The organism is Kordia periserrulae, from assembly GCF_003054265.1.
Taxonomy (GTDB): domain Bacteria; phylum Bacteroidota; class Bacteroidia; order Flavobacteriales; family Flavobacteriaceae; genus Kordia; species Kordia periserrulae.
Genome location: NZ_QBKT01000001.1, coordinates 541,237 through 558,051, shown reverse-complemented (window position 1 = coordinate 558,051; position 16,815 = coordinate 541,237). Strand labels below are relative to the sequence as shown.

General features: G+C 36.9%; 15 protein-coding genes. 4 read left to right on the top strand and 11 right to left on the bottom strand.

Features of this window, described 5'->3' with window-relative positions; genetic code table 11:
- Positions 1–71: 71 nt before the first annotated feature.
- Positions 72–1,130, bottom strand: a complete 1,059-nt coding sequence (locus tag C8N46_RS02475; RefSeq protein WP_108113261.1) for an SGNH/GDSL hydrolase family protein — start codon at positions 1,128–1,130, stop codon at positions 72–74.
- A gap of 110 nt (positions 1,131–1,240) precedes the next feature.
- On the opposite strand from C8N46_RS02475, the gene C8N46_RS02470 reads away from it, so the two are divergent.
- Complete coding sequence (locus tag C8N46_RS02470; protein WP_108113260.1) at positions 1,241–2,077, top strand: 2OG-Fe(II) oxygenase; 837 nt, start codon at positions 1,241–1,243, stop codon at positions 2,075–2,077.
- Positions 2,078–2,304: 227 nt separating this feature from the next.
- On the opposite strand, the gene C8N46_RS02465 is transcribed toward C8N46_RS02470, so the two are convergent.
- The 6 genes from C8N46_RS02465 to C8N46_RS02440 all read right to left on the bottom strand — a co-directional run bounded on the left by C8N46_RS02465 (position 2,305) and on the right by C8N46_RS02440 (position 8,202).
- Positions 2,305–3,444, bottom strand: a complete 1,140-nt coding sequence (locus tag C8N46_RS02465) for a lipopolysaccharide biosynthesis protein (RefSeq protein ID WP_108113259.1) — start codon at positions 3,442–3,444, stop codon at positions 2,305–2,307.
- Positions 3,437–4,486, bottom strand: coding sequence for a glycosyltransferase (locus C8N46_RS02460; RefSeq protein ID WP_108113258.1), 1,050 nt, complete (start codon positions 4,484–4,486; stop codon positions 3,437–3,439). The genes C8N46_RS02465 and C8N46_RS02460 overlap by 8 nt, the downstream gene beginning before the upstream one ends.
- Positions 4,487–4,885: 399 nt before the next feature.
- Complete coding sequence (locus C8N46_RS02455) at positions 4,886–5,326, bottom strand: GIY-YIG nuclease family protein (RefSeq protein WP_317046659.1); 441 nt, start codon at positions 5,324–5,326, stop codon at positions 4,886–4,888.
- Between the two features lie 119 nt (positions 5,327–5,445).
- Positions 5,446–6,291 (bottom strand): FkbM family methyltransferase, encoded by an 846-nt coding sequence (locus C8N46_RS02450; protein ID WP_108113257.1) that lies wholly within the window; start codon positions 6,289–6,291, stop codon positions 5,446–5,448.
- The gene (locus C8N46_RS02445) at positions 6,292–7,215 is read right to left on the bottom strand and encodes a GNAT family N-acetyltransferase (protein ID WP_158269060.1); all 924 of its coding nucleotides are present in this window, start codon (positions 7,213–7,215) and stop codon (positions 6,292–6,294) included. It lies immediately after the preceding gene.
- Positions 7,216–7,224: 9 nt separating this feature from the next.
- Positions 7,225–8,202, bottom strand: a complete 978-nt coding sequence (locus C8N46_RS02440) for a polysaccharide deacetylase family protein (RefSeq protein WP_158269059.1) — start codon at positions 8,200–8,202, stop codon at positions 7,225–7,227.
- Between the two features lie 219 nt (positions 8,203–8,421).
- Between C8N46_RS02440 and C8N46_RS02435 the strand changes: the two genes are divergently transcribed.
- The gene (locus C8N46_RS02435) at positions 8,422–9,273 is read left to right on the top strand and encodes a DUF3472 domain-containing protein (RefSeq protein WP_146169702.1); all 852 of its coding nucleotides are present in this window, start codon (positions 8,422–8,424) and stop codon (positions 9,271–9,273) included.
- A gap of 35 nt (positions 9,274–9,308) precedes the next feature.
- Here the strand turns inward: C8N46_RS02435 and C8N46_RS02430 are convergent, their stop codons facing one another.
- Positions 9,309–10,745, bottom strand: coding sequence for an ArnT family glycosyltransferase (locus C8N46_RS02430; RefSeq protein WP_146169701.1), 1,437 nt, complete (start codon positions 10,743–10,745; stop codon positions 9,309–9,311).
- Between the two features lie 90 nt (positions 10,746–10,835).
- On the opposite strand from C8N46_RS02430, the gene C8N46_RS02425 reads away from it, so the two are divergent.
- Complete coding sequence (locus tag C8N46_RS02425; protein ID WP_108113252.1) at positions 10,836–11,576, top strand: glycosyltransferase family 2 protein; 741 nt, start codon at positions 10,836–10,838, stop codon at positions 11,574–11,576.
- Positions 11,577–11,606: 30 nt separating this feature from the next.
- Positions 11,607–13,025, top strand: a complete 1,419-nt coding sequence (locus C8N46_RS02420) for a B12-binding domain-containing radical SAM protein (protein WP_245896698.1) — start codon at positions 11,607–11,609, stop codon at positions 13,023–13,025.
- A 335-nt stretch (positions 13,026–13,360) separates the two neighbouring features.
- On the opposite strand, the gene C8N46_RS02415 is transcribed toward C8N46_RS02420, so the two are convergent.
- The 3 genes from C8N46_RS02415 to C8N46_RS02405 are packed head-to-tail and all read right to left on the bottom strand — an operon-like array spanning position 13,361 to position 16,596.
- Positions 13,361–14,458, bottom strand: coding sequence for an SGNH/GDSL hydrolase family protein (locus C8N46_RS02415; protein WP_108113250.1), 1,098 nt, complete (start codon positions 14,456–14,458; stop codon positions 13,361–13,363).
- A 3-nt stretch (positions 14,459–14,461) separates the two neighbouring features.
- Positions 14,462–15,214, bottom strand: coding sequence for a class I SAM-dependent methyltransferase (locus tag C8N46_RS02410; RefSeq protein WP_108113249.1), 753 nt, complete (start codon positions 15,212–15,214; stop codon positions 14,462–14,464).
- On the bottom strand, positions 15,211–16,596 hold the full coding sequence (locus tag C8N46_RS02405) for a B12-binding domain-containing radical SAM protein (protein ID WP_108113248.1): 1,386 nt from the start codon (positions 16,594–16,596) through the stop codon (positions 15,211–15,213). Before C8N46_RS02405 ends, C8N46_RS02410 begins: the two co-directional genes overlap by 4 nt.
- Positions 16,597–16,815: the final 219 nt, after the last annotated feature.

Below are 16,815 nucleotides of genomic sequence, written 5' to 3'. Positions count from 1 at the left end.
CTGTTGAAAGTAAATGTACTATAAACTGTATAAATATGCAATTTGTGATGCAAATACTGTAAGAAATATAGTTATTTTGACGGAAATGCAATATGTGTATTGAGAAACTCCGCAATCATTTCATGCGCTTTTGGATTGATGTGTAAGTCTGCATCCCAATATACTTTTTCAGTAGCGTTTTGTAATAAAGGTTGCAAATCGTAATGTTCTATCTGTTCTGTTTGAAGGAATTTGATAAATGTTTGGGTTAATTCTTGCGTGCTTTGCATAGTTTTTTCATCAAGTTTGAATAAGTGTTGTATTTCTTGACGAAAGTCTGCATTGGTGTCCAATTTTGAAGGCAATACCGTAACAATGAGTCGAATATGATGCTGTTTGCACCATTCTTTAATTTGCAATAGATAACCTTGTGCAATTTCCATAGTGCGTTCTTTTTCATCTGGAAACGACTCAAAATAGAGTAATTGCTCCAATCCTTGCGTGTAGGGAATTTGCTTTTGTGCATTTGATTGAAACTTTCTGCGGAAGCGCATTCGCAAACTTTTATAAACGTTGGAAAAACCTGTACGATTGTCCTCAAACATGGCTGCTTCTCGAAAATCATTTCCTGCAAACACATTGATTAAAAACACATCTGGTTGTAAATAAGTGTATTTTTTTAAAAAACCATCATAGTTGCGAAATGTGTAATACCCAACACCACCATTCATACAATTGAAAAACATGGTGCTATCTGCAGCATTTAGTTTTTCTTCCCAAATATTCACAAACGATTGCGTGTTGTAGCGCAGCACACCATCCGTATGCGAATCGCCCGTAACTAAAACTCGAAATTCGTTTTTTTGTTTGGTGGTAATGTCATCATCTTCGCGAAATCCTACATTATTAGTTCTGCGTTCGGTAGACATTTTTTGTTGCGGCGTTCCCCAATTGTCATACAAATGAATATTCGGTTTGTGGACGAACATCGCGGTAGCATCGGGAATGAAATATTCCGCTTGTTTCTCACTCGTAAATGAAAAAAAACTGTTGATGCGATGGACTTCCACGAAATACAAAATCATTGTCAACAGCAGTAACAATCCACTTAAAACAAGTAAATTTATTCCAACAAGTCGTTTGTATTTCATGGAAATGGTTTCAAACAAAGGAACAAATAAAAAATTAAAAAAGCACGGAAAATTGCTATTCGCGACTGACTATTTTTAGTACTTTTAGCACGAAAATTTGAAACCAACTCATGATTTTTGACTATTCCAAATGGAATGCGCAACTTCCATCAGCCATAGAACAATACCAAAAAGCGTCACCGTATCCGCATATCGTGGTAGATGATTTTTTGGAAGTCGCTGCGGCGGAAAAAGCCTTGGAAGTATTTCCGAAAATCAAAGATGATGGCTGGATTCATTACATTCATGTCAACGAAAAGAAACACGGACTCAACAAGTTAGAGCTGATTCCAGCATTTATTCGCGACGAAATCATCCACGAATTGAATTCTCCAGAATTCATCACATATCTGGAACAACTCACAGGAATTTCCAATCTCTTGCCCGATAAAACCATTGAAGGCGGCGGTATTCACCAAAGTGAAAAAGGCGGTTTTTTAAATATTCATGCAGATTTTACCGTGCATCCGCACAAAAAAAACTGGCGACGTCGTGTAAATGTGTTGGTGTATTTAAACAAAGATTGGGACGAATCGTACGGCGGCGCGTTGGAACTTTGGGAAAAAGACATGTCGAAATGCGCGGTAAAAGTACAACCCATTTTCAATCGGATTGTCATTTTTAACACGGATGAAGATTCGTATCATGGTTTCCCTGACCCAATCACCTGTCCAGAAGACGTTACGCGTAAATCGATTGCCTTGTATTACTTTACCGAAGAAAAATCGGGTTCGTTCAAACGGCGTTCTACCAATTACCGAGCACGTCCTGGTGATGGTTTTAAAGCCGTTTTTATTTGGCTCGATAAAAAACTCATTGCAGCATATACGTGGGTAAAAGGTACGTTGGGAATCAATGATGATTTTGTGAGTAAAGTGTTGAATTTATTCCGTAGAAAGAAGAAATAGATTGGTTTTCACTTCGACAGGCTCAGTGTAAACACTTTTAGTATTTTATTTTGAAACGTCTTTGCGAGGAAGCATGACGAAGCAATCTCGTTCTTCAGTTTTTAGACATTAGTTTCAATTGTCAGATTGAGCGCAGTCGAAATCACTGTGAAGTCAAAACTTGTAGTTTCAGAGTACTTCTCGACACAAAATCTTTTTAAGATTTTACTCGAAGTGACGACTGGAAATCATCCAAACTTTCGTTGCAATTTATACACCAACAATACCAACCATTGCGTGATGGAAACACTTAGCAACACGCCAAAAATTTCATAGATTTCTATCAACAATACTATCATGCTGACGCTGATAAAAAAAGCAAAAAAACTAATGTAAATAATGATGCGTTCTTGGTGATTTTTCATGAGTTCCATCACGTTCAACGTGTAAAAATAACAGGGCAATGCGATGGATGAACCTACAATATAATATTCGTAACTAAAGCCCAATTTCACAAAATATTCCATGATTAACCAGATTGTAAATCCGCCGAGAATCGTTAATGGAAGTGATACTAAATAGAGTTTGTATTTTATTTTTTGCACAACTTCATCCGACACGCGATACACATGTTTGGTAAACGGAATGGTGATGTACGCTGCCAACGCTTGCAACATTAAAAATGCGGTAATCAGCAATTGATACTCTGCCAATTGTGAAGGTTTTAGGTACAAATCGACCATGTAAATGTCTGTTTTGGAAATCAGCCAGCCGCTTAATCCCAAAATAAAAAAAGGCAATCCTAGTTTGAATTCTTGCAAGGAAATTGTCGCGCTAATAGGTTCTTTCCAATATTGCAATTGTGCGCTTAACACTATAAATTTAAGCAATGTGGCAATACAATATACTTGCAAAAAAGTTTCAAGCTCAAATGTTTCCAGATAAAAAATACTTCCGAAAATGATACCAAAACCAAGAATTTCTGCCACTAACTGCGCGCCAAATTTTTGATGATAAATGACCAACGTGTTCAACGAATTATACAAAAACAGCAAGCAAATTAAAATGACAGACCATATTGCGATTTCTACTGGAAAGAACAAAAAGAAAATTCCCGAAAAGGGCAACAACAAACTTCTTGAAAAGAGATTGCTAAAAAATGCGCGGTACATGTTGCCTGGGTTTTTACTGTAGGTGCGTAACAAATAATCGCGATTTCCCCAACCAAAAATAAACGAGAGAAAAAATACCCAAATCATCACGTTGATTAAGCTTGCCCAATCGTCTTTTCCAAAGATTTTCACCCCAAAAACCACAATCAAAAAATTGAATGCAGGATTGGCGTATCCTTGAATGGTGTTGATTCCGATGGTGAGCAATCTACGCATGATACAAAGATAGATAAGCGTTGATAGTTTCGGTTTCTGAACTCAAAAGTACGCGCTCTTTGGATACGTTCTTTTGCGAAAGTAGCGATTCGCAAGCTTCAATGAGTTCCATTTTTTCATGGCAAACCTTCCATTTGTCAGATGCTTTGGCAAGTCCAACGTTTGTTGAAACAATGTGCATTCCCGAATACAAGGCTTCTAAAAATACAAAACCAAAGGATTCATAATGACTTGTGTGCAACAAGATGTTCGATTGCACCATTTTTTGAAAAACGTCGTTTCGAGGAAGCGTTCCCAATAGTGTAATGGTGTCTTCCAAGCCTAGACTTTTGATTTTTGTTTCAATAGCATTTCGTTGGTCGCCATCGCCTATAATTGTAACGTTGAGGTTCGGGTGCGTTTTCGCTAATACTGCGATGATATCTACAAAATCGCTGTAATTTTTAACCGAATTTAAAGCGCCAACACCCAAAATATCAATCGTGTTTTGCTGCAATGGAGGAACATCAGAAACGTCTAAATGCCAAGGAATGATTGTGGAAATAAAACCGTAATTTTTAAGCAATGTCTTCTGATGGTTTTCGCAAAGCGTGACCAATCTGGCATTCGAATTTTCCAAATACACGCCGTACGAATTTTTAATCGAAGCATCTTGCCCCATCACCGTCACAACATGATTCACTTTATACTTATCCACAAACTTTTGTCCGATACGTGCACATTCACCAATCCAAAAGCTATGAATCGTATCTATTTTTTGGATTTTGTGTAGTTTTTTAAGTGTTTTTGCTGCTTTTCGCCACGTTTGTAGTTTTCGGAGGCGTTTATTTTTTCCGTTTAGCGGAATCACTTCAATACCGTGCCAATGGTATCTTTTTTTTGTGAATGGAAACTGAAAAGCAAGTAAGGTTAATTTTGCTTCTGGCAATGCTTTTCGGATACTTTTTAAAAATACTTGCAGCACAGGAATTGTAGTAGAATCCGCTTCGGATTCCGCAAAACCTGGTGTTAAAAATACGATATGTTGGGTTGGTTTGTTCATTATCTATTCCCGCGTAGGCGGGAATCTTGGTTTTTTTGTTCTGCTTGAGAGGAATGACAAGTTGTTTTCATTTTGTCATTCCGCACCTGTTGCGGAATCTATTTTTTACATTTTTGTTAATTTTTTTGATGAACTACAAAATTGCATAGTTCAGTATGGATTCCTGCCTACGCAGGAATGACATTTGGGTTCTTTTTTTGTTCTGCTTGAGCGGAATGACAAGTTGTTTTCGTTTTGTCATTCCGCACTTGTTGCGGAATCTATTTTTTACATTTTTTGTTAATTTTTTTGATGAACTACAAAATTGCATAGTTCAGTATGGATTCCTGCCTACGCAGGAATGACATTTGGGTTCTTTTTTGTTCTCCTTTAGAGGAATGACAAGCTGTTTTCATTTTGTCATTCCGCACTTGTTGCGGAATCCATGTTTGTTGCCCAATCAGAAGCTATATCTTTCCAATTAGGGTTCTTCTCTTCAATTAAATTAATTTTCCATTGTCTTTTCCATTTTTTTAGCCTTTTCTCTCTTTTTATGGCTTCGTCAACATGTTGAAATATTTCATAATACATGAGTTTGGTAAGATTATATTTTTTAGTAAAACCATCAACCAATTTGTTTTTATGCTCAAAAACTCTTCTTTCAAGATTATTTGTGATACCAATGTATAACGTTCCATTCTTTTTGTTAGAAAGAATATAGACATAATATTGATGAATTGTTTTGTACATATTGTTTCTTGTGGATTCCTGCCTTACTTCGACAAGCTCAGTACAAGTCGCAGGAATGACTATTTGGATTCTTTTTTTGTTCTGCTTGAGAGGAATGACAATTTGTTTCATTTTGTCATTCCGCACTTGTTGCGGAATCTATTTTTTACATTTTTGTTAATTTTTTTGATGAACTACAAAATTGCATAGTTCAGTATGGATTCCTGCCTACGCAGGAATGACAAAATATATTACAAGTTTGACACATCCCACTCCAAATTCGTAAACACCAAATCGGTTGTTTTAATCAATTGTGGGTTTTGTTGTAATGTTTCATAAGTTATCGGCGTTCCGTCGGTTTTATAAATGTAGCGATATGCTTTTACATCTTGGAATAAATGCTCGATTTCTTTTCGAATTCGTTTTTTGAAAAGGGAAAACCCGAACGTGTGTTCCAATCGCATGAGTAATTTGTTTAAAAATGTAGACGGAATGTATTTGTGGTACATGTTTTCATTCAAAAAATGATAATGAAAGGACACATACAATGTTGGATAGTTGACTTTTTGCAACGCCTTTCCAATTGTTGGTAAAATTTTAAATTCGGCACCTTCCACGTCCATTTTAATAAAATCTACGGTTTGAATGTTTTCCGAATCCAAAAAATCTTCCAACGAAAGCGTGTTGATTTCCAAAGAGTTTTCAGTATCGCGTTTGCGTTCTAAAATGCTACTCGACGAAGCTCCGTATTGCGCGCGTGCAGACAAACGAACGCTTTCTTTCGTATTTGAAATCGCCGTTTGATAGGTTTGTATTTTTTCCGCCACAGCGGGATTTAAATCTACATTCACATTCAACTCCCGAAAACACACCGGATCTGGATCAAGCGCATGTACTTCTTTAGCAGTCTTTGCCGCATACAACGTCAACACGCCACTCCACGAACCAATGTCCAATACCACAGAATCTTCCGTTACAAAATAGTCAAAAATAGCAAAGGTATGCGGTTCCCAATCGATGGAATTGATATACGTCCAATAGTGTTTATTTTGTCCAGGATCAATCTGAAAAGTGTGATTTTTTAGCTGAATTTGCATTTAAAAAGTGTCTAAATCTGAGTAGGTAAATATAAAATCTTTTAGGTCAATTTGCGGATCAAAATCTAAATAACCCACCAACCACGATTCTTTTGGTTGCGTAATGGTTTGTAATTGTGTTGCCATGACAGAATGCTGATCCACTTGAAATAAAAGTTCCGTAATGCCTAAGAAAAATGCTTTTCGTTTTAGTTTTTTGAGAGCTTTTTGCAACGCTTCCGCAGAAGGCGCGTAGAACATGCCCACATGCATAATTGCCTGAATTTTTAACCAAAACACACACTCGCCAATTTGTACACAGTAATGACTTTTGAAACTGTTTTTATACTGAATGAAGTCGTTATCAAACTTCAATCGGAATTTTTCTTTGTGTTCTGAATTTAGTTTTTCTAATGCTTTCGCGGGAACTTTTTGACTAAAAAACACATCGTACAATTTCGTCCAACGCAGTTTATTCAACCCTTTTCCAATAGGCAAAGTGTTGACTTTTACATGAAATCGTTGCAAGCGTTCGTGCTCTTTCCAACCCAGCTTTTTGGTGCTGAAATAGGTGTTTTCGCTATGAAATGCATACACATATTTCATGTCGTGCTCTTTCATGATTTCGTATGCCAATTTCGCCAATTCATAATGCAAACCTTTTCGCTGATGATTGGGAAGTGTGTACGAATCGCAGGCGTGTGCGACATAGATTTCTTCGTTGTTATTTTTAAATTTTTGTGGAATCGCTCCGTAAAACGCTACAGGAATTTCGTCACAATAGGCAATGCTACAAATATACTTTACACCTACGTGCGACGTGTTGTATTTGTTTTGCAAATACTTGAGCGTGACTTTCTTTTTAAAGACTTTCCAAAAGAGTTCTTTGATGGCTGGAAAATCGTTATTATCTACGCGTTTCAGTTGATATATGTCTTTGTACACCTTCATTTTTTAAAAGTAAGAACCTTTTAATAAACACGCCAATTGTTGTTCCATGGAAATGTACGGATTCATCACAAAACGGTTTTTCCACGCGTCATTTTCAGCATCTTCTTTAGTATTGTAATCTACCAATAATAGTCGCTCAAATCCTATGTCTGTACAATAATCAGCTAATTCCTGATTGTAATACCCAAACGGAAATGCAAATTCAGTAATGGGTTGTTTACAGATGTTTTCGAGTTGTGTTTTGCTGTGTAAAATTTCTTTTTTTGCTTCTTCGAGTGGAATATCTACCAAACTCGCGTGTGTTTCGCCATGCGCGCCAATGGTAAACAACGGATTTTCAGCAATTTCTTTAATTTGTTGTGCGTTCATCAGCATCCAATAATCCTCGTATTTTTTTGGTGGCAAGGCTTCCCAATCGTCTTTAAAAACTTCATAAATCATTTTCAAAACGTCATACGGCAATGCTTTTGCGACATTTTTCATAGAGATGCCGTTCCAAATAAATTCGTGTTTATCGTTTTTTTGATAGAGATTTCGCTCTAAAATGACTTCTTTTTTGTTGGTGTGATACGAAACAATATCCAGAAAATCCGCCCATAAATACGGTGCTTTGTCGTGAATCGTAGTAATATAAAAACTGGCAGGAACCTTATATTTTTCTAAAATTGGAACGGCATATTTGTAATTGTTCAAATATCCATCGTCAAAAGTCAACGCAATGTTCAGTGTATCTTTTTTGAATTTCTTCTGATAAAAATCGTCTAGTGAAATTACGTTGTAATGCGTGGTAATATATTTGATGAATTCTTCAAAAAATGCTCTCGAGATGAATCGGCTATTGTACTTGGTTTCGCCAACTTCATCAATTCCGTGATACACCAAAATACGTTCGCCATAGCGATTTCGCAACAAAAACTTTCCAAAACCAAGTTTGAACAAGATGGTTTTGTACAGTAATCCGAGCCGATATTTGATGCGCATCCAAAGCATACATTTTCAAAAATAGAGTATAAAGTTGCAATATAAAGTTTCCTTTTGAAATACATTTAAGAATGCACGCTGTTTATCTCATCGTGAAATTTTCTAAGTAGATTGTTTGAAAATGTCAAACGACACTAAGAATTCTATTATATATACGTATCTTTCATCATAAAATATTTCAATATGAAGCTTCAAAACACAATAAATTCATCAGTAACTATGTCAATACTACAACGTATATGCTGTGTAGTACTACTTTGTTTTAGCGTCAATCAAGCCATGGCGCAACAGCAATTATGGGCATCTCAATATGTCCGTTGGAGCTTTGAAGAAAGTCCAACAGACGTTTGGAATATTGACCAGCAAGTATGGATTTCCAAATCAAATGCGAGTTCTTTTTGGCCAGTGCAATGGGATTGGGTAGACAACCCAGGTGTTGGTGGTTATTTAGGACTACAAGAACAAAATAACGGCGCAACCAATGTGCGATTTTCGCTATGGAATGCGACAGCATCGAAAGGCACTAAATGTCGCAAATTTGGTGGCGAAGGTGTTGGTGAAACCTGCGAGTTAGCCATTAAAATAGATGCTACAAAGTTTTACAGATATAGAGTTTGGCGATTGGAAACTGTTGAAGATGGTCAATGGTGGGGCGGATGGTTGATTGAAGCTGATGCGCAAGGCAATTTAAAAGAACACTTTATCGGGAAAATAAAAGTTCCGTTAGGCTATAAAAAAATTGACATACATTCGATTACTAATTTTGTGGAGTTTTACGGAAGGACCATTAGTCCGTGTGATCAAGTGCCATTATCGGTTGTCGGTTTTACGCCGCCTGCGGTGAATTATCAAGGAAAAGGAGTGTATAGTGGCTATTCGACATATAAAGGAAGTACCAAAGCTTCGGGGAATATTTGTGAGAACGGCACAGAGAATAATGGTGCCTTAGTTACGCCATTCAACTATAATTTTGATTTTGCGAAAGGCGTTGTACTATTTTTGGGCGGAAATAAAAACGAGCATACACAATCGAATATTCCGAAATCGCCAAAAGATATGCCTGATAATTAAATTGGAAAGATTTCTTTGCTAGAACTAGTAAAAAATCATTTTTTAGCTTGAATCTGATACAATTTCCAGCCTTTTGGATGATTTTCTAGGGTTTTTAGTTGATAATTTTGAACGATGAAATTCCAGTTTAGCATAGGATTTTTGTCCTTCCATTGTGTTTGATAACGTGCCGCATCAAACAAAACCAAATCGTTTGCTTGAAAGTTCTCGTAGCGTTCTAAGTACATGTTTTTATACTCAAAGTCCAATCCGCGACCTTTCATCGCCAAATCTACATCAAAACTGTACAACGTAGTGCCTTCATACGGTTGTATCATCGCTGCCAATTCTTTTTCTGTAATGGCGCGTGTAAAAATCAGTTGAAATGTCATTACAAAAAACACCAATTGTAAAACGATGGCTGAAATTACAAACGGAGTGCGGAATCGTTTTAAAAAATCGAACTTCATCAATCGTACAAACGCAGGAAATAAAAGTAGTAATACCAGTGGAAAAACCAATCCCGTAATGCGCGGATTTTGAAACGGAATTCCTGCCAAAAACAACAAATACAATCCTATACAAACGAACAATAGTTTTTGTGGAAATGTAAAAAGCAATCTATAATTTCTAAGTGAAATCACACTTAAAATACTTCCTAAAAAGAGAAAACCAGGATGAAAAAATACCGAAAGCGCATGTATTAAATTTGGAAGTGTATAATTTGCAGAACCATCTTGTGTGGTAAAACTTGTTTTGAAATAATTTCCAACCGACCAGGTTTGTAAAAACGGATTTGCAGTCGCTTCAAACAATGCGCCCCATTGAAAAATAATAAATGGAATGCTTACAATCGCGCTCAAAAATACAGCTGTTATTAATTGCAAAAACTGCTTTCGTTTCCATACCAGCATCAAACTGTAAACAACAATTGGAAAGGTAATAAACAACGAAGCATAACGCGTCATCAATGCACACGTAGCAAATATAAAAATAGGAGCAAGGTTGGTGTTTTTGTAATAGGATTTAAAGAAAAAATAAACACTCAATACAACAAAAACCAACGCTAAAGCATCAGACATTACGATGAGTCCCATTTTTAATAAAAACGGACAAAATACCACAAAAAGTAACACATACAAAAAACGGAGTGCTGCTTTTGGATATACAATTCGAATGGTTTTTAAAATATATACGCTCGCAATTGAAAAACTTAAACAACTTATCAGTTGCAAGGCAAATGCGGTGCTTCCAAACGAAAAACCAAGCAAGCTTCCCAGTGTCGGATATAAAACAGGCCAATAATACGTTCCTGGATGCACGCCGTCCGTCATATACTCTTGAATGGCATTGCTGTAGCGCAAATATTCATACGCGTCTTGACCGTACAAACCATCAAAACCTACTATTTGAAATGTTATCATGATGAGCAACGGAATGCAAAAAAGCGTTGCTTTCTGGTAAAAAAAAGTCGTTAATTTAGAAGGTTTCAATAGTAGTTTTGTTTTGTGTATCTAAATATAGTTGTTAAATTGGCGAACGTAAAAAATTAGCATTATTTTTTGTGCAATTACGCCAAAACCATGATTAACTCCAAAAAACTTATTGTTGTTCTTCCTGCATACAACGCTTCGGAAACCTTGCAAAAAACCTACAACGAAATTCCATTCGATATTGTAGATGACGTGGTGTTGGTAGACGATTGTAGTACCGATAAAACGTTGCGTGTAGCCAACGAGTTGGGTATTGAACATGTAGTAAAACACGATCAAAATAAAGGCTATGGAGCCAATCAGAAGAGTTGTTATAAAAAAGCATTATCGCTAGGAGCCGATATTGTTGTAATGCTGCATCCCGATTATCAATACACACCAAAGTTGATACATTCTATGGCGTATTTGATTGCAAATGATGTGTATCCTGTAGTGATGGGTTCGCGAATTTTAGGAAAAGGTGCGTTGCGCGGCGGCATGCCGATGTACAAATATGTAGCCAATCGTTTTTTAACCTTATTTCAAAATATTGTCATCAATCAGAAATTGTCGGAATACCATACAGGATTTCGTGCGTTTTCTAAGGAAGTGCTGAATTCACTCGCATTAGAGTATAATTCGGACGATTTTATTTTTGACAATCAAATGTTGTGTCAAATTTTTAACAAAGGCTATGAAATTGCTGAAATTACCTGTCCGACAACCTATTCTAGCGAAAGCTCGTCCATCAATTTTCAACGCAGTGTTACTTATGGTTTGGGCGTGTTGAAAGTGTCAATTCAATATTTTCTACATAAAAACAAACTAAAGTCATTTCAAATATTCAAATAGTCATTATCTTTATAAAAATAATTGCCCGTTTTGAAAAAGCAAAAAATCTTACTGTACAATCCAATAGCTGTCTTTTTTGACATGCCACTTGCCTTGTTGGCGATAGGTTCTGTGCTTGACCCAGAGAAATATGAAGTTATTATTGTGGACGGGCGTATTGATGAAAATCCGCTCGAAACAATTCAATCACATATTGACGACGCTTTGTGTTTTGGAACGACCGTATTAACGGGAAGACCGATAAAAGATGCGCTAAAAGTAACGCAAGCGGTAAAAAAAATGCGCCAAGACATTCCTGTTATTTGGGGCGGCTGGCATACATCGCTGTTTCCAAAACAGACCTTAAAAGACGAAATTTGTATTGATGTTACCGCGCAAGGACAAGGTGAAGATACGTTTCGTGAATTGGTAGAAGTGTATGCAACCAACGGCGATTTATCACAAGTAAAAGGAATTTGCTATCGTAATGACGAAGGCGAAATTATCAAAAATCCGCCGCGAACTATTGTGGCGATGGACACTTTTGCGGATATCAATTACGAACTGATTGACGTTGAAAAATACTTTGAAAAGAAAGGCAGACGTCAACTCGATTATATTTCTTCGACAGGATGTTATTTTAGATGTACATTTTGTGCGGATCCGTTTGTGTACAACAGAAAATGGACGGCAATTTCACCTGAAATCATGGTGAATAAATTAGCCGCTTTACACGAAAAATATCAGTTTACCGATTTGAATCTGCAAGATGAAACCTATTTCACGTATCGCGATCGTGTGATTGAAATTTCCGAACGTATGATTGAGAAAGGTTTAAACTTTACATGGGCAGCTACTATGCGCGCCGATCAAGGTTCGCGAATGTCGGTGGAAGATTTTAAAATCTGTGCGAAATCTGGTTTGCGTCGTTTGTTGATAGGTGTCGAATCTGGTTCGCAAGAAATGATGAATTGGTTGAAAAAAGATATCAAAATTGAGCAAGTATATATGTGTGCCGAGCGTTGCAAAGATTTAGGCATTGCCGTACAATTCCCGTTTATCGTAGGTTTCCCAGAAGAAACAGACGAAAGTATTCGAGAAACGGTTAAAGTTGCACTCGATTTGAATAGCATGCATCCCAACTTTCATACGCCTATTTTTTACTTTAAACCGTATCCAGGAACAACGATTACCGACAATGTTGTAAAACAAGGCTACAAACTTCCAGAAACTGTTCACGAATGGTCAGATTTTGACTTTGTAGGTTCGTCTGGACCTTGGGTGAGCGAGGAAAAATATGCATTCTTTGAGAAATTCAAGTTCTACTTAAAATTTGCCTATTCCAACCAAAAATGGATTTACAAACCGCTACAATTAGTCGCGAGATGGCGTTTGAAACACAAGTATTTCAACATGCCAGTGGAGAAGAAGATTGTTGATACCTTCTTTAAAAAACAGCAATTAGCCTAGGGATTTTGGATTTACGATTTACGATTGACGATTTTTGATTTGCTTCACTTCGCTCAGCTCAGCGTAAATTTTTAGAAACGCTTCGCTTTAGATTGCTTCGCTGTTGGATTTTCAGACTTTTTTTGAACGCTTCGCTTGTTGGTATTTTGGTATGTTCATATGTTGGTAGTGCTTTGCTTTTGGTTTGTTCCTTGAATTGTCATTCTTGTGACTTGTACTGAGCTTGCCGAAATAAGGCAGGAATCTACTTTTAGTATGAAAGTTTTCATGCTTTTTTTAGGAAGAATGTACTTTGAAAGTCCATTTACACATTTACAAATCATCAAATTTTCAAATTAAAGAAACTCCAAGAGCTTCTCTGAAATCTGCTGCGCAGTCAATTCCGCACCCGATTCGTTAAAGTGAAAATCGTCGTAAAACGATTCGGTGGTTTTTGGTAGTTGTAAGTCAATACACGGAATATTTTCTTGCGCGCAAACTGTTTTTAACTTTTGATTAAATGCTTCCATACCGCCATACAACGCTGTGGTACTGTAAAAAGCTTCGTTATTTTGAAAACCGCTGGTAATCATCAATTCTTCGTATTGCGGTTCCAAATTCGGTTTCCACATCGTGGCTTGTGTGATAAAAACGAGTTGAATGTTTTTCTCTTTTGCTATTTGAATCATTCGTTTGATATTTTCTTCATATCGCGTCAAACCTTTGGTCAAATCAGGCAATTCGGGAATGATTTTAGATTGCTTTTTCAACGCTCTGATGTCTAAAACGGTCTTTGTCAAATGGTCTTTGTGATTGAAATAGAACGAAATATTTTTCTTCGCTCTCGAAGCGAGTTTGTACAAGGTGAAGCGTTTGTACCAAGGTAAATGATCGTCTGGAATATGCTGAAAGGCAAAGCTTTTTACTTTCGCTTCTGGCAAGTTTAGATAGCGTTCTTCCGAAATTAAATAGGCAACTAAATCGTTCACACCTTGCATCACAAGTACGGTTTTGGTGTCTTGTAATGCTGGCTTTTTCAACAATTGCTCCAGTTGCAATACGTGGTGATTGCTATTATTTCCTGGTCGTCCAAAATTTCCAATCCAAAATGTATCGCCCAACTTTTTTTCAATCAATGCTGCCCACGTTTTTTCTTGGGTTAGCGCGAAACATGCTGCGGTACTTCCGCCCAAAACAAACATTTTGTGATTTGCTTCTTCATAATTTGAAATAGAACGCGCGCCCAATGCATCAAAAGAAACTTCCGAATCTTGATGAATCCCAATGATTTCATCATGATTGATTTCCCACGTAAAACCTGAATTTGGCGTATTTACATAATAATCGCTCGGCACAACATTCAACAACGACAATACAATTTCCGCAATCACCAAAATGATGATGGTGAACAAACCGTAATAGGTTACTTTTCTTAAAAATTTTTTACGTGCCATTCGTTAACTTTTTATGTATCGATACCAAGAAAAAGGCGAATCTTTTTTGCCTAAAATTTTGTGAATGATGTTGCGCTTACACTGATACAAAACTTCAAAATTAGCGACCAGTTTTTCATCGTGATGATGGTAATGTGCTGTCATTTCAGGAACGCCCAAGTCTTTATAATACGCTTTTGTACGTTGTTTTGCAGCAGCAATTTCGTTGGTTTTATAAAAAGGACTGTCGATGATATGAATTTCGCCATTTTCAGTCAAAAATGATTGTAAAAGCGTGATAAGTTCTTCAAAATCTTCAAAATATTGAATCGCGCCATTGAGCGTGATGATGTCAAACAGTGTTTCACATTTTTTAGAGACTTTGAAGATATCCGCATACATAAAATACAGATTTTCTTTTCTAAAAACACGCGCTGCTTGCTCCAATTCTTCACGATTAACATCCAAACCAATGACGTTATTTTCAGAAGAAACTTCTGCAATTTTGTTTGAAAACCAACCGTTTCCGCAACCAATAGTCAAAATGGTTTGTGGTCGTTTTTTTATAGCTATATACTTGATAAATCGCTCTGTAGATTTCACACGATATGGCCATTCATCACGATTTAAAAAAGGCAATTTTCGTATGTCAGCGTCCGTTAAGATGCGATTTTCCTTTTCGCGCACAGCGAGATAATGCTTGGAAAAACCAGCATCTTCAGGCGTTAAATAATACACACCTTCTTGTTGCGTGATTCGACTAAAATCTAGGTTCATTTATACAATTTCATGGCAGTTTGCGCAAGCAAAGATTTCGTTTTTAACTTTATAGTTGTCAACAAACTTTTATCTTTTCCTTTGCGTAATTCTTTGTTGTAATTGACTTCATTGACAATTCTTCGCACAGCAAAATCGTAAAATTTTCGTGAATAGGTGCGTGTAAAGTCAATATCTCTATCTGTGGAGGTATTCCATTCTGGTTGCACGGTAATTTTATCTTCAATTTCGTTGTACAACGACGTTCCTTTGATAGGATACGCCACCGTAATGGTAAAATGTGTTGGATTGGCGGCTTTTAAATAATCAATCGTTTCGTTGATATCTTGTTCGTCTTCACCAGGATAACCGACCATGATAAACGTGCCGCTTTCCATTCCCAAGGCATTGGTTTTTTGAATGGCAGTTTTCACCACATCCACATCTACGCGACGATCCATCGCATCAATGATTTTCTGTGAACCACTTTCGGCACCAATCCATATTCGGAAACAACCAGCTTCTTTTAGCAATTGCAATACATTATCATTCAAACGTTCTGCGCGCGTGATGCATTCAAACGGAATAATCGCATCTTGCTTGATGACTTCTTCATGAAATTGTTCCAACCATTTGTGACTTACCGTAAACACATCGTCCACAAACCAAATTCCATCCGGATTGTAGGTGTCTTTCAATAGTTTCAATTCGGCAGCCACCATATCAGCGGGACGTCTGCGGTAACTTTGTCCATATACCGCCGTGCTACACCATTTACACGTATACGGACAACCGCGTTGTGTACTTACTGTCATCGAACTTTTCCCGTGATATGTTTTCCAAGCGTCCAAATATTTTTCTACGGGAATTGCAGCTCTGTTGGGCAATGGTAATTCTTTCAAACTTTTCATACGCATACGCGCTGGCGTTTTTACAACTTCACCATTTTCTAAGTAGGCAATTCCGTGAATTTCACTCACATTTTCGCCATTGATAATTGCTTGATAGAGTTCCAACGTCGTTTGTTCGCCTTCGCCAATAATTAAAAAATCGGCGCCAGTGTTGAGGTAATTTTTACAATTATAGGTAATATCGGGCCCGCCCAAAATAATCGTTGGAAAACCGTATGCAGCTTCCGTTTTTAGGATTTGAACTAACGAAATCACATTGATTTTTGTCATCAAATTCGTGTAAATCGCAACGACTTTTGGTTGTGTTGCTTTGATGAAATCGAGCTGTTCTTGTTTGGAGTAAAATGTGGAATCGTACACATGATTTTCAACCTGATGCTCATTCAAATACGAAGAAATATACAACAATCCCAACGGCGCATACGGACGCATGATGCGTTGCTCTTTGGCATCTTCGTATAAGTAGTAGGTATGTGTGAGGAGAATGCTCATTTTGTCGCTTTTCGCTATGCTCAATTCAAGAATTTAAAGATTCAATGATTCAAGGTTTTGTGTTGTTTGTTTTTCGTTAGTTTGTAATTTTCCTAATTCCTAATTCCTAATTCCTAATTCGTTATTCGTTATTCGTTATTCGTTATTCGTTATTCGTTATTCGTTATTCGTTATTCGTTATTCGTTATCGTGAATTCTCAATCGTAAATATAAAGATGT

Excerpts from the sequence above, each read along its gene's own strand:
- C8N46_RS02475 (WP_108113261.1), bottom strand. The coding sequence starts at position 1,130 with ATGAAATACAAACGACTTGTTGGAATAAATTTACTTGTTTTAAGTGGA.
- C8N46_RS02470 (WP_108113260.1), top strand. The coding sequence starts at position 1,241 with ATGATTTTTGACTATTCCAAATGGAATGCGCAACTTCCATCAGCCATA.
- C8N46_RS02465 (WP_108113259.1), bottom strand. The coding sequence starts at position 3,444 with ATGCGTAGATTGCTCACCATCGGAATCAACACCATTCAAGGATACGCC.
- C8N46_RS02460 (WP_108113258.1), bottom strand. The coding sequence starts at position 4,486 with ATGAACAAACCAACCCAACATATCGTATTTTTAACACCAGGTTTTGCG.
- C8N46_RS02455 (WP_317046659.1), bottom strand. The coding sequence starts at position 5,326 with ATGAAACAAATTGTCATTCCTCTCAAGCAGAACAAAAAAAGAATCCAA.
- C8N46_RS02450 (WP_108113257.1), bottom strand. The coding sequence starts at position 6,291 with ATGCAAATTCAGCTAAAAAATCACACTTTTCAGATTGATCCTGGACAA.
- C8N46_RS02440 (WP_158269059.1), bottom strand. The coding sequence starts at position 8,202 with ATGCGCATCAAATATCGGCTCGGATTACTGTACAAAACCATCTTGTTC.
- C8N46_RS02435 (WP_146169702.1), top strand. The coding sequence starts at position 8,422 with ATGTCAATACTACAACGTATATGCTGTGTAGTACTACTTTGTTTTAGC.
- C8N46_RS02425 (WP_108113252.1), top strand. The coding sequence starts at position 10,836 with ATGATTAACTCCAAAAAACTTATTGTTGTTCTTCCTGCATACAACGCT.
- C8N46_RS02415 (WP_108113250.1), bottom strand. The coding sequence starts at position 14,458 with ATGGCACGTAAAAAATTTTTAAGAAAAGTAACCTATTACGGTTTGTTC.
- C8N46_RS02410 (WP_108113249.1), bottom strand. The coding sequence starts at position 15,214 with ATGAACCTAGATTTTAGTCGAATCACGCAACAAGAAGGTGTGTATTAT.
- C8N46_RS02405 (WP_108113248.1), bottom strand. The coding sequence starts at position 16,596 with ATGAGCATTCTCCTCACACATACCTACTACTTATACGAAGATGCCAAA.